At 71.0% G+C, this 12,436-nt stretch carries 11 protein-coding genes; 5 read left to right on the top strand and 6 right to left on the bottom strand.

Annotation, left to right across the window (positions count from 1 at the left end):
- The first annotated feature begins 5 nt into the window (after nucleotides 1-5).
- Nucleotides 6-401 carry a hypothetical protein gene (locus ACWFR3_RS08565; RefSeq protein WP_453733813.1) on the top strand — a complete coding sequence of 132 codons (396 nt, stop codon included), beginning with the start codon at nucleotides 6-8 and terminating at the stop codon, nucleotides 399-401.
- 129 nt (nucleotides 402-530) lie between these two features.
- Nucleotides 531-1,949 carry a S28 family serine protease gene (locus ACWFR3_RS08560; protein ID WP_453733812.1) on the top strand — a complete coding sequence of 473 codons (1,419 nt, stop codon included), beginning with the start codon at nucleotides 531-533 and terminating at the stop codon, nucleotides 1,947-1,949.
- 146 nt (nucleotides 1,950-2,095) lie between these two features.
- Here ACWFR3_RS08560 and ACWFR3_RS08555 read toward each other — a convergent pair whose 3' ends face one another.
- The 6 genes from ACWFR3_RS08555 to ACWFR3_RS08530 all read right to left on the bottom strand — a co-directional run bounded on the left by ACWFR3_RS08555 (nucleotide 2,096) and on the right by ACWFR3_RS08530 (nucleotide 9,085).
- On the bottom strand, nucleotides 2,096-2,716 hold the full coding sequence (locus ACWFR3_RS08555) for a hypothetical protein (RefSeq protein WP_453733811.1): 621 nt from the start codon (nucleotides 2,714-2,716) through the stop codon (nucleotides 2,096-2,098).
- Nucleotides 2,717-2,829: 113 nt separating this feature from the next.
- Nucleotides 2,830-4,659, bottom strand: a complete 1,830-nt coding sequence (locus ACWFR3_RS08550; RefSeq protein WP_453733810.1) for a glycoside hydrolase family 3 protein — start codon at nucleotides 4,657-4,659, stop codon at nucleotides 2,830-2,832.
- Nucleotides 4,660-5,033: 374 nt separating this feature from the next.
- Nucleotides 5,034-5,954 carry a LysR family transcriptional regulator gene (locus ACWFR3_RS08545; protein ID WP_453733809.1) on the bottom strand — a complete coding sequence of 307 codons (921 nt, stop codon included), beginning with the start codon at nucleotides 5,952-5,954 and terminating at the stop codon, nucleotides 5,034-5,036.
- Nucleotides 5,955-6,120: 166 nt separating this feature from the next.
- Nucleotides 6,121-6,924 carry a sugar phosphate isomerase/epimerase family protein gene (locus ACWFR3_RS08540; protein ID WP_453733808.1) on the bottom strand — a complete coding sequence of 268 codons (804 nt, stop codon included), beginning with the start codon at nucleotides 6,922-6,924 and terminating at the stop codon, nucleotides 6,121-6,123.
- 10 nt (nucleotides 6,925-6,934) lie between these two features.
- Nucleotides 6,935-7,891 carry a bifunctional helix-turn-helix transcriptional regulator/GNAT family N-acetyltransferase gene (locus ACWFR3_RS08535; RefSeq protein ID WP_453733807.1) on the bottom strand — a complete coding sequence of 319 codons (957 nt, stop codon included), beginning with the start codon at nucleotides 7,889-7,891 and terminating at the stop codon, nucleotides 6,935-6,937.
- 129 nt (nucleotides 7,892-8,020) lie between these two features.
- A complete protein-coding gene (locus ACWFR3_RS08530; protein WP_453733806.1) occupies nucleotides 8,021-9,085 on the bottom strand; it encodes a LacI family DNA-binding transcriptional regulator in 1,065 nt (354 codons plus the stop codon).
- Between the two features lie 121 nt (nucleotides 9,086-9,206).
- On the opposite strand from ACWFR3_RS08530, the gene ACWFR3_RS08525 reads away from it, so the two are divergent.
- The 3 genes from ACWFR3_RS08525 to ACWFR3_RS08515 are packed head-to-tail and all read left to right on the top strand — an operon-like array spanning nucleotide 9,207 to nucleotide 12,366.
- Nucleotides 9,207-10,373 (top strand): Gfo/Idh/MocA family protein, encoded by a 1,167-nt coding sequence (locus ACWFR3_RS08525; RefSeq protein WP_453733805.1) that lies wholly within the window; start codon nucleotides 9,207-9,209, stop codon nucleotides 10,371-10,373.
- Complete coding sequence (locus tag ACWFR3_RS08520; protein ID WP_453733804.1) at nucleotides 10,370-11,527, top strand: dihydrodipicolinate synthase family protein; 1,158 nt, start codon at nucleotides 10,370-10,372, stop codon at nucleotides 11,525-11,527. The genes ACWFR3_RS08525 and ACWFR3_RS08520 overlap by 4 nt, the downstream gene beginning before the upstream one ends.
- Nucleotides 11,524-12,366, top strand: coding sequence for a sugar phosphate isomerase/epimerase family protein (locus tag ACWFR3_RS08515; RefSeq protein ID WP_453733803.1), 843 nt, complete (start codon nucleotides 11,524-11,526; stop codon nucleotides 12,364-12,366). Before ACWFR3_RS08520 ends, ACWFR3_RS08515 begins: the two co-directional genes overlap by 4 nt.
- The last annotated feature ends 70 nt before the right edge of the window (nucleotides 12,367-12,436 follow it).

Below are 12,436 nucleotides of genomic sequence, written 5' to 3'. Positions count from 1 at the left end.
AACTGGTGAGCAGTGGTCGAAAGCGGCGGAGCCTTGCGCTCGGTGCCGTCGTCCTCGCGGCTGCCGTCCTGCTCGGTGTCGCGGGCGCCGGTGCGGCGCAGGCACAGGCGCAGGCCGGGCGCTGTGCGGGGCACAAGGTGCGCACCCTTTCCTTCAGTACGGGCAAGGTCGTCGTCTACAAGAAGCGCGGCTACGTCTGCGCCGTCACCGTCGCCAAGCGCCCCGGCGCCCGCAAGTCGATGTCGGTCAGCGTCCAGGCCCGCGGCAACCGCCCGGCCAGGGACAAGGGCCGCTACACGCATCACGCGGGGCCGGTGACGGTGCACGCGGGACACCGGTGCGTGTGGGTGAAGGGGAAGGTGGGCGGGGGGAGTACCAGCTCGGGCTGGATCCTGTGCTGAGGCGGGTGTCCTGTTTGCGGCGTACTGCGACGTACTGCGCCCTGGTGTGACGCAAGAGCCCCTAGTAGTGAACGAGTTGCTCCGATAAGTTCCGGCGGACGCAACCGTGAACCACTCAGGGGAGAGTGCATGCGCAAGGCGCTCAGATGGCTGCTGTCGCTCGTGGTGCTGATAGGCATCGGCACCGCGGGCACAGTGAGTGCGGCAGGGGCGGCCACCGCCGCGAAGCCGCAGGCCACGGACATCAAGGACCGGCTCCTGGCGATACCGGGCATGAGCCTGATCGAGGAGAAGCCGTACACCGGCTACCGCTACTTCGTCCTCAACTACACCCAGCCGGTCGACCACCGGCACCCCTCCAAGGGCACCTTCAAGCAGCGCCTGACGGTCCTGCACAAGGACACCGCCCGCCCCACCGCCTTCTTCACCAGCGGCTACAACGTCTCGACGACGCCCAGCCGCAGTGAGCCGACGCGGATCATCGACGGCAACCAGGTCTCCATGGAGTACCGCTACTTCACGCCGTCACGGCCCGAGCCGGCCGACTGGTCCAAGCTCGACATCTGGCAGGCCGCGAGCGACCAGCACCGCATCTTCAAGGCGCTCAAGCCCATCTACGACAAGAAGTGGGTGGCGACCGGCGGCTCGAAGGGCGGCATGACCGCCACGTACTACGAGCGCTTCTACCCGAAGGACATGGACGGCGTCGTCGCGTACGTCGCCCCGAACGACGTGGTGAACAAGGAGGACTCGCGCTACGACGAGTTCTTCAAGACGGTCGGCACCAAGGAGTGCCGCGCCAAGCTGGAGGCCGTGCAGCGCGAGGCGCTGGTGCGCCGTGAGCCGCTGGAGAAGAAGTACGCCGCGTTCGCCGAGGCGGGCGGCTACACCTTCAAGACGGTCGGCAACCTGGACAAGGCGTACGAGGCCGTCGTACTCGACCTGGTGTGGGGCTTCTGGCAGTACCAGCCGGAGTCCGCGTGCGCGGACGTCCCCGACGCCAAGACCGCGTCGGACCAGGCGATCTTCGACTACGTCGACCAGGTGGGCGGCTGGACCTCCTACACGGACCAGGGCCTGACCCCGTACACGCCGTACTACTACCAGGCCGGTACGCAGCTGGGCTCGCCCGACATCAAGCAGCCCTGGCTCGGCGACCTGAGCCGCTACGGCTACCAGCCGCCGCGGAACTTCGTGCCGCGTGAGATCCCGATGAAGTTCAAGTCGGGTGCGATGGCCGACGTGGACCGCTGGGTGCGGCACAACGCGACGCGCATGCTGTACGTCTACGGCGAGAACGACCCGTGGGGTGCGGAGCCGTTCCGTCCCGCCAGGGGCGCGAAGCACGACTCGCACGTCTTCACCGCGCCGGGCGCCAACCACGGCGCGAACGTGGCGGGACTCGTCCCCGCGGAGAAGGCCAAGGCCACGGAGCGGATCCAGGCGTGGGCCGGGGTCTCCACCTCCGCGTCGCCGAAGCCGCTGGCTCCGTACGACGCGAAGCTCGACCGCAAGGCCGCTCAGAAGGAACTGACCCTGCGTCCGTAGGGACAGATTCCTTCCCCGATCCCGCCCCTTCCCGAAAACCCGCTGGCGCGGGGGCCTTGGCGGACGTCGTCACCGGCTCCGCCGAGTTCGTCCTCAAACGCCGGACGGGCTGATTGCAAGGGGCGGGATCGGGGAAAGAGGAACGCTCACACCCGCACCGCACACCCCACGGGCTTCCGCCCGTCCAGTGACACGTACAGCTGCGTGGCGGCGGGACACAAGGCGCGCTCCGAGACAGCCGAAGTCACTCGGTACTCCGGAGCCCTGGCGCCCGATCCGTCGCAGGCCGTCTCCCGTACCTCCCCCCGCCCCGCGCCGTACACGCAGTCCCCGACGACGGTCCGGGGACCGCCCCCGCCCCCGGGATCCCCGGGATGGGGCAGTTCGAGATTGCGCATGCACGCGTACCCGCGCGGAACCTCCCCGTCGCCGTCCTCGTCCCCCGCGGGCCGCCCCTCGCTGATGTGGAGGACGAAGTCCGTGCGGGCGGGGCACGCAGGCCCCTCCGCGACCTTGCCGTCGTAGCGCGCGATGACCCGCGCCGCCGCCCGCTCACTCGTGCACGGCACCTCCGTGAAGGTCTCGCGCCCCCGCGAACTGCACTCGTCCACGGCGAGGAAAATGGCCCCGTACCCGGACGGAATCGACGAGGACTGCTTCCGGTCCGACGACTCCGACCCGGGGGACGAGGACTTCTGGCAGCCGGTCACGCAGACGAACACCGCGAAAAGTACCGCCGCACACCTCAAGCCCAGCATGGCGCGCATGGCAAACCCCCCGATATGTGCACCCAGCGTGACCCGCTGGAGCGGGCGCACGCCAGGTGCACGGGGTGCTTTGGGCCGGGTGGAGGGGGCGCTCCGGTGCTGCGGCGTACGGATCAGTACGTCAGGCCGTACCCGACCGGATACAGCACCTGCGCCGGATCGTCCGCCCGCTGCACCGGCACGGGCAGCTTCCCGTGCGGATGGACGCGGCCCGCGATCACCCGTACCGCGGCGCGCAGTTCGACGTCCGTCCAGCAGTAGGCGGCGAGGGACGCGCCCACGGCCGGCAGCTGCGCCACGTCGTAGGGATTGCGGATCGCCACGGCGACGACCGGGACCCCCGTCGCCACCAACGCCTTCACCAGCGCGATCTGCGCGCTCCCCGCCGCCACGTTGTACGTGCCCACGAGCACCGCGTCCTTGCCCGCGGCTGCCGCCACCGCCTCGGCGATCTTCGCGGCGGAAGGGGCGGTCCCCGTCGGAAGGACCGTCGGCGTGAAGCCGAGGTCCGTCAGCTCGCGCCCGATGACGGTCGTCGGCGGGCCCGTCGTCCCCGACGGCGACGCGGGATCGGCGCCCACGACGAGCACATCGCGCTGTGTACGCCGTGACAGCGGAAGCAGGTCGTCCTCGTTGAGCAGCAGTGTCGTCGTCTCCTCGGCGATCCGGTCGGCGGCGGTGAGGTGCGCGCGCGTTCCCACCGTCCGGTCGACGCCGCGCGAGGTGACGTACGGGTCGGAGAACAGGTCCAGTTTCGCCTTGAGGCGCAGGATCCGCAGGATCGATTCGTCAAGGCGCGCCTCGGTCAACTCGCCGTCCCGTACCGCCTGGAGCACCGCGTTCCAGGCGATCTCCGGCTTCGGCGGGTTCAGGAGCTGGTCGACGCCCGCCTTCAGGGCGAGCACCGGCACGCGGTCGTCGCCGTACTTCGTGCGGACGCCCTGCATGCCCAGCGAGTCCGTCACCACGACGCCGTCGTAGCCGAGTTCCTCGCGCAGGATGCCGGTGAGGATGGGGTGCGAGAGCGTGGCGGGATCCTCGGCGGGATCGAGGGCCGGGACCACGATGTGCGCGGTCATGATCGAGTCGATGCCCGCCTCCACCGCCGCCCGGAACGGCGGTGCGTCCAGGGTCTCCCACTGCTCACGGGTGTGGTGGATGTACGGCAGCTTGGAGTGGCTGTCGTCCTTGGTGTCGCCGTGGCCGGGGAAGTGCTTGGACGTCGACGCGATGTCCGCCCCCTGGTAGCCCTTGACCTGGGCGGCGACCAGCCCGGCGACCGCTTCGGGGTCCGAGCCGAAGGACCGTACGCCGATGACGGGGTTGCCGGGATTGACGTTCACGTCGGCGACCGGGGCGTAGTTCTGGCGGATGCCGAGCGCGCGCAGCTCTTCACCGGCGATGCGGGCCGCCTTGCGCGCGGTGGAGCGCGAACCCGCCGCGCCCAGGGCCATCGCGCCGGGAAGGAGCGTGGCGGGGATGCCCACGCGGGCCACGGCGCCGTGCTCCTGGTCGGTGGAGATGAGCAGCGGGATGCGGGCGGTCGGGGAGTCCTCCGGGTCGAGGGCCGCGTGCTGGATGCCGTTCGAGAGGTCGGCGATCTGGTGCGGGGCACGGGTGTTGTGGGCCCAGCCGAAGTAGATGATGCCGCCGAGGTGGTACTTGGCGACCGCCTCGGCGGCCGTACGGACGCCGAGCTCCTCGAGGTTGGAGTCGATGTCCGCCTGGTCGGGCTCGGTGGCGGAGTGGCCGTACACATGCATCACGAAGAGCTGGCCGACCTTCTCCTCAAGGCTCATGCGGGAGATGATCTCCCGCAGCTTCCGGTCGCGACCGCGGTCGCCGCTGCCCGCCGCGTGGGCTGCGGAGGGCGCGGCGAGGGCCGTCGCCGCGACGGCCGTGGCGGTGAGCAGAGTGCGTCTGGAGGCGTTGCGGTGTGACATGTGCGCTCCTTCGGAGACGGAAGCCGGACCGGAGCCGGACTGGGGAAACCGGCTGAAGGAAACTTTCCGGGTGTCACGGATATCCCGAAGATTTCTGCCGGTCAAGGGAGTCGGCAGCCACTGTGGGGGAGAGACGGCGGTCACTGTGGAGGAGAGGGGCCGTCACCGGCGCTGATGGAGGGGGGCGCGCCGGTGACGGCATGCTGCCGGCCGCGGGCGGCAGAGAGGGTGGTCAGCGTTCGCAGCCAGCAGCGATGCCGACACCGCCGCGCGGAGACTCACCCGACAGCACGTCAATGTGACGGTGGTGTCTGCACGCGGGTTCCCGGCAGAGGGCGATTTTCGGAAAGTGGTACGAAAGGGAATCCTGAGGCTCAGGAGACCGTCACGCGGGGTACCGCGTCGGGCCAGTGAGCCTGCAGTGTCCGTACCGTCTCGGCGATCGCGGGGCGTCGCGAAGCCCCCTCGCGCCACAGTGCGTACAGCCGCCTCACCGGCAGCGGATCGAGTCGCACGGTCACCGCGCCGTCCGGGACGGGGCCGCGGCCGAGGCGGGGGATCAGGGCGACGCCGAGCCCCGCCGCGACCAGCGCGACCAGGGTGGGGTTCTCCTCCGCCGTGTGCGTGATGTCCGGCTCGCAGCCCGCCTCGCGCAGCGTGCGCACCAGCCACTCGTGGCAGATGTGCCCCGGCGGCTGGGTGATCCACCGCTCGCCCTTCAGCTCCTCGCGGCGCACGGATTCGCGTCCCGCGAGCCGGTGTCCGACGGGTACGACGAGGTCGCAGAGATCGTCGCCGATGACGGCCTGCCCGATGCCGGGCGGCGTGGGCAGCGGCGCGATGTCCCAGTCGTGCACGACGGCCATGTCCACCGCCCCCTTGGCCACCAGGTCGATGGAGAGATGCGGGTCGACCTCCGACATCCGGGCGTCGAGCGCGGGATGCCGCCGGGCCAGATCCGCGAGGACGCCGGGCAGCAGGCCGCGCGCGGCCGAGGGGAACGCGGCGATGGCCAGCCGCCCCGCTGGCAGCCCGCGCCGCTCTTCCAGCTCCGTCTCGGCGCGCTCCACGATCGCCATCAGCTCCTGCGCGGTGGCGGCGAGATGACGTGCCTCCTCGGTGAGCGCGACGCCCCTGCCCTGCCGTTCGAGGAGGGTGGTGCGGGTCTCGCGCTCCAGCTTGGCGATCTGCTGGGAGACGGCGGAGGGGGTGTAGCCGAGCGCGGTGGCGGCGGCGCCGACGGTGCCGTGCACGGAGACGGCGTGCAGGGCGCGGAGCCGAGCGAGATCGAGCACGGGAGGGCCCTCTCCTTTGGTCGGCGATGCGGGGTGGGCGCCGCCTTATCCATAAGCGTTGCTTCATCCCATCATGCAGATATCCGCGCTGTTCCTACATGGTCGAGGCGGGTGATCCTCGCCGCATGCGACCCGCTCAGGTTGGGGCTGACGTCCCGGATCGGGGTCAGGCAGGGCGGTTCAGGAGCCGTGACAGGAAGTCCCGCCCCTGAGGGAGGAGTTCGGGCAGCGGAGCCGCGGCCTCGTACCACCGCTTCTCGTACTCCCAGCAAAGCCAGCCGTCCCGGTGTTCACCGCCGAGCAGCGCCTCCACGCACTCGGCGAGCGGCAGCACGCCCTCGCCGGGCGCCAGCGGTGTCGTGTCGTCGGCCGACGCGATGTCTTTCACCTGTACGTAGCCGAGGTACGGGGCGAGCGCCGCGTGGCTCTCGGCGGGGGACTCGCCGCCGAGCCAGGTGTGCATCACGTCCCACAGGGCGCCCGCGTGCCGGTGGCCGACCGCGCCGAGCACGCGGGTCGCCGCGGCGCCCGTGCGGTGCGAGTCGTGGGTCTCCAGGAGGATGCGTACGCCGAAGTCAGCGGCGTACTCGGCCGCGGTGCCCAGACGCCGGGCGGCCGTCGCGTCGGCCTCCTCCGCGCTCTGCTCGGTGCCGCCGCCGGGGAAGACGCGGATGAAGGGGGCGCCCAGGTCGCGGGCGAGGGTGAGCAGGGACCGTATGTCGTCGAGTACGGGCTCGTCGTCGCCGGGCGCCGCCACGCGCGCGTACCCGGAGATCCCGAGGATCTCGACGCCCGCCGCCTTGAACTGGGCGGCCACGTCGGCCCGTTCGGTGAGGTCGATGCCCGGATGGACCGGCTCTTCGGGATGTGCGCGCAGCTCGACGCCGTGATAGCCGTGGGTCGTGGCCAGGTGGAGCACGTCGGCGATGGGGAGGCCGGGCACGCCGAGGGTGGAGAAGGCGAGTTTCATGACGCAGACCTTAGGGGGTGTCCTCCCCTGCCAGGTGCAACTGCCAGTCCTGCCCCACCAGGTCGACGCCGAACGAGCGGTGCGGCTTCTCGTCGACGAGGACGAACCCGTGCCGCTGGTAGATGGCGCGGGCGGCGCCGAGGATGTCGTTGGTCCACAGGACCATCTCGCGATAGCCCACGCTGCGGGCGAAATCGACGCACGCGCGCACGAGTTGATCCCCGATGCCGTGCCCCCGCGCGTCCGGCTCGACGAGCAGCAGCCGCAGCCGGGCGGTGCCCGGCGCGTCGTCGCGCACGCACATCACGCAGCCCACGCGCCGCCCGTCGAGCTCGGCGATCCAGGTCCGCTCCAGGTGGGGGTCGTGATCCTCGGCGAAGTCGGCGACGATCCGGGCGACCAGACCTTCGTAGTCGATGTTGAATCCGTACTCGGCGGCGTACAGGGCGGCGTTGCGTTCCACGATCCACCCGAGATCGCCGGGCCCCGGCTCACGGAGGAAAGGGCGCGAGTCGGCCGCCCCGTCCTTGCTCCCGCTCAGGATCTCCTGCACGGTGCGCATCGCTTCCGCGAGGCGGGGCCGCTGGGCGGACGGGACATCCGAGAGCAGCGAACCGACCGCCTCGCTCGACCGCTCGTCGAGCAGCGCGGCGGTCTCGCGCCCCCGCGCGGTGAGCGTGATGCGCTGGCGCCGCGGATCACACGCGGAGGGCGCGCGCTCGACGATCCCGGCTTTCTCCAGCTTGCCGAGGAGGCGGCTCAAGTACCCGGCGTCCAGAGTGAGTTCGGCGCGCAGATCGGCGGCGTCGATATGCCGCGCGTGATTGAGCTCGTAGAGGACGCGGGCTTCGGTGAGGGTGTACGGGACGTAGAGCTGGCGGCTGTAGTCGAGGGCGCCGATGAGGTTCGTGTAGAAGCGGTTGAAGGCACGTATCTCTTCGACGGGCCTGACGGCGGCATGCGGCATCGCGAATCACTCCAGGGGGCATCGAGGCGAATCACCCTTGACTGAGTCAACGGTACGCCGACCGGCCCACGACCGCCATGCCCTGACCGGAACGTGCCGCTTTGTGCAACGGCCCGCCGATGCCGGACCTCAGCGGGGCGGCGCCGTAGACCCCCGCACCATCAGCTCCGCGGCGATCGTCGCCACGCCTCCGGGCGGTGGCTCCTCCGCGCCCGTGGCCAGGCGGCCCGCGCGGGCGCCCGCCTCGTACAGCGGCAGTCGTACGGTCGTCAGGGCGGGGACGGCGTCCACCGAGAAGGGCAGGTCGTCGAAGCCCGCCACCGAGATGTCCTCGGGGATGTGCAGGCCGCGGTCGCGCAGGGCGGCCGCCGCGCCCAGGGCGACGGTGTCGTTGGCGGCCACGATCGCGGTCAGGTCGGGGGCGCGGCGCAGGAGTTCGAGGGTGGCGTCGTAGCCGGACGCGCGGGTGTAGGGGCCGTGGACGGTCAGCTCCTCCTGGTCGCCGTTCCCGGTGTTCCCGGCGCCCGCCGCCGCGAGCGCGTCCCGGTGGCCTTCGAGCCGGTGCCGGGTGGTCGTCCGCTCCACCGGGCCCGCCACGTAACCGATCCTGCGGTGGCCAAGGGTCAGCAGATGCTCCGTGAGCCGCCGTCCGCCGCTGCGGTTGTCGAAGGTGAGCGTGGCCACCGCCGCTTCCGAGTCCTCCAGGGGCGGGCGTCCGCAGAGCACGATCCGGGTCCCCGCGTCCGCAAGGCGGGCCAGTTTCGCGGACATCGCGGCGGCGTGGGCGGGGTCCTCCAGGGCGCCGCCGGTCAGGACGAGCGCGGCGGCGCGCTGGCGCTGGAGCAGGGTCAGATAGGTCAGCTCGCGCTCCGGGGAGCCGCCGGTGTTGCAGACCACGGCCATCCGCTCGCCGCCGGCCCGCCCGCCGGGGCCGCCGATCTCGGACTGGACGGCGCCCGCCATGATCCCGAAGAAGGGGTCGGCGATGTCGTTCACGAGGATGCCGACCAGGTCGGAGGTGGCCGCGGCGAGCGAACTCGCGGGTCCGTTGAGGACGTAGTCGAGATCGTCCACGGCCTTGAGGACACGCTCCCGGGTGGCCGCCGCCACGGGGTAATTGCCGTTCAGTACGCGGGAGACGGTAGCGGGGGAGACCTGAGCGCGGGCCGCCACATCCGACAGGGTCACGGTCATCTCGTCGTCCTCCGGTCACGGCTCTGGTCCGAAGCCCTTGTCCGAACCTTGTGCGGCAGGCTAGCTTCTTCCTGGATAGAAAGCGCTTGCTATCCGCTTACCTGCGTACGGAGGGACCCCTGTGACTCGCAAGACGGTGCGCATCGCCATGAACGGTGTGACGGGACGGATGGGCTACCGCCAGCACCTCGTCCGCTCCCTGCTCGCCCTGCGCGAGCAGGGCGGCCTCCCCCTCGGCGACGCCGAGGGCACGGTGCTGTGGCCCGAGCCGGTCCTGGTGGGCCGCAGAGAACACGCGCTGCGGGAAATCGCACAGCGCCACGGACTCGACCCGGAGACCAGCGTCTCGACCGACCTCGATGCGGTCCTCGCCGACCCCGCCATCGACATCTACTTCGACGCGCAGGTCACGTCGGCCCGCGAGGAGGCCATCAAGCGGGCCATCGCGGCGGGCAAGCACATCTACACGGAGAAGCCGTCCGCGACCGGCCTCGCCGGAGCCCTGGAACTGGCCCGTCTGGCCCAGGCGGCCGGCATCAAGCACGGCGTGGTCCAGGACAAGCTCTTCCTGCCTGGCCTGCTCAAGCTGAAGCGCCTGATCGACGGCGGCTTCTTCGGCAAGATCCTCTCCATCCGCGGCGAGTTCGGCTACTGGGTCTTCGAGGGCGACTGGCAGAGCGCCCAGCGCCCCTCCTGGAACTACCGTTCGGAGGACGGCGGCGGCATCGTCGTCGACATGTTCCCGCACTGGGAGTACGTCCTGCACGAGCTCTTCGGCCGAGTACGCAGCGTCCAGGCGCTTGCGGCGACGCACGTACCGCAGCGCTGGGACGAGCAGGACAAGCCCTACGACGCCACGGCGGACGACGCCGCGTACGGCATCTTCGAGCTCGAAGGCGGCGCGATCGCGCAGATCAACTCCTCCTGGACGGTCCGCGTGAACCGCGACGAACTGGTCGAGTTCCAGGTGGACGGCACGGAGGGCTCGGCGGTTGCGGGCCTGCGCAACTGCCGCGTGCAGCACCGCGCCGCCACCCCCAAGCCGGTCTGGAACCCGGACCTGCCCGTCACGCACTCCTTCCGTGATCAGTGGCAAGAGGTGCCGGACAACCAGGAGTTCGACAACGGTTTCAAGGCGCAGTGGGAGCTCTTCCTGAAGCACGTGTACGCGGACGCGCCCTACCGCTGGGACCTGCACGCGGGCGCACGCGGCGTGCAACTCGCGGAACTGGGCCTGAAGTCCTCGGCGGAGGGCCGCCGCATCGAGGTGCCGGAGATCGCACGGTGACGCTCCTGCTCCCGCGCGCGGACGGCACCACGCGCCCGTACGAGCCCCGCCGCGCGCCCGCGCAACTGGCACCCGGCAGCTCCCCCCTCACCTCACGCACGGTCTTCTCCGCGGCCCACGTGGTCGCGGACCCGTACGCCGACGTCTCCCCGGACTCCCCGGCGGCCGTCGACTGGGACGCGACCCTCGCCTTCCGCCGCCACCTGTGGGCGCAGGGCCTGGGCGTGGCCGAGGCGATGGACACCGCCCAGCGGGGGATGGGCCTCGACTGGAAGGGCGCGGCGGAACTGATCACGCGTTCCGCGGCGGAGGCGAAGTCGGTGGGCGGCGCGATCGCCTGCGGCGTGGGCACGGACCAACTGACGGGCCCCGCGGACCTCCCGGCGGTCCTCTCCGCCTACGAGGAGCAGCTCGCCCTGGTCGAGTCGAGCGGCGCACAGGTGATCCTGATGGCGTCGAGGGCGCTCGCCGCAGCGGCCAAGTCACCGGAGGACTACCTCCAGACATACGGCCACCTCCTGCGCCAGGCGAGCGAGCCGGTGATCCTGCACTGGCTCGGCCCGATGTTCGACCCGGCGCTCACCGGCTACTGGGGGAGCGAGGACCTGGACGCGGCGACCGAGACCTTCCTGGAGGTCATCGCCGCGCACCCGGACAAGGTCGACGGCATCAAGATCTCCCTCCTCGATCCGGGCCGCGAGGTCGCCCTGCGCCGCCGCCTCCCGAAGGGCGTGCGCTGCTACACGGGCGACGACTTCAACTACCCCGAGCTGATCGCGGGCGACGAACAGGGCTTCAGCCACGCCCTCCTCGGCATCTTCGACCCGCTTGCTCCGCTGGCGGCACAGGCGGTACGGCTTCTCGACACGGGCGACACGAAGGCGTTCCGCGCCACCCTGGACCCCACAGTCGATCTCTCCCGCCACCTCTTCCAGACCCCCACCCGCTTCTACAAGACCGGAGTGGTGTTCCTGGCCTGGCTAGCGGGCCACCAGAGCCACTTCACGATGGTGGGCGGCTTCCAGTCGGCACGCTCGCTGCCGCACTTGTCCCGCGCGTACGAACTCGCCGACGCCCTGGGCCTGTTCCCGGACCCGCTCCTGGCCGAGTCCCGCATGAAATCCCTGCTCACGGTGTACGGAGTCCAGCAATGAGCAACGACGGCGAGGGCCTGGCGCGCTTCTCCATCAACCAGATGACGGTCAAGCAGCTTTCGCTGCCGGAACTGGTCGCCGCATGCACGGACCTGGGCATCACCGGGGTGGGCCTCTGGCGGGAGCCGGTCCAGGCCTACGGCCTGGAGGCAACCACCAAGCTGATGCGCGACGCGGGCCTGACGGTCACCACGCTCTGCCGGGGCGGCTTCCTCACGGCGATCGACCCGCACGCGCGCGTGCGGGCCATCGACGACAACAAGGCGGCGATCGACGAGGCGGCGACGCTGGGCACGGACACGCTGGTCCTGGTCTCGGGCGGCCTGCCTGCCGGCAGCAAGGACCTCCACGGAGCGCGCTCCCGTATCGCGGAGGCACTGTCGGACCTGGCCCCGTACGCCGCGTCCCGCGGCATCCGCCTGGCCATCGAACCCCTCCACCCCATGTTCGCCTCGGACCGCTGCGTGGTCTCCACGCTGGCCCAGGCGCTCGACCTGGCGGAGCAGTTCCCTGCCGGGCAGGTCGGGGTCTGCGTGGACACGTACCACGTGTGGTGGGACGACACGGCGCCCGCGCAGATCGACCGCGCGGGGCGCGGTGGCCGCCTGCACGCCTTCCAACTGGCCGACTGGATCACCCCGTTGCCCGAGGGCGTCCTGAACGGCCGCGGCCAGCTCGGTGAGGGCTCGGTCGACCTGCGGTCGTGGCGTTCCCTGGTGGAGCGGGCGGGCTACGGGGGCCCCATCGAGGTCGAACTCTTCAACGACGACCTGTGGACACACCCCGGCAAGAAGCTCCTCGCAGAAACGGCCCAAAACTACATCCGCCACGCCACGTAGCCTGGCCCCTGGGCCCCGAACAACCTCTCCCACCCACCCGCCCGTTCACCCCGCATCCACCCTGAACGAG

The organism is Streptomyces sp. NPDC055189 (genome assembly GCF_053606765.1).
This window is presented reverse-complemented; position numbering and strand designations above follow the sequence as displayed.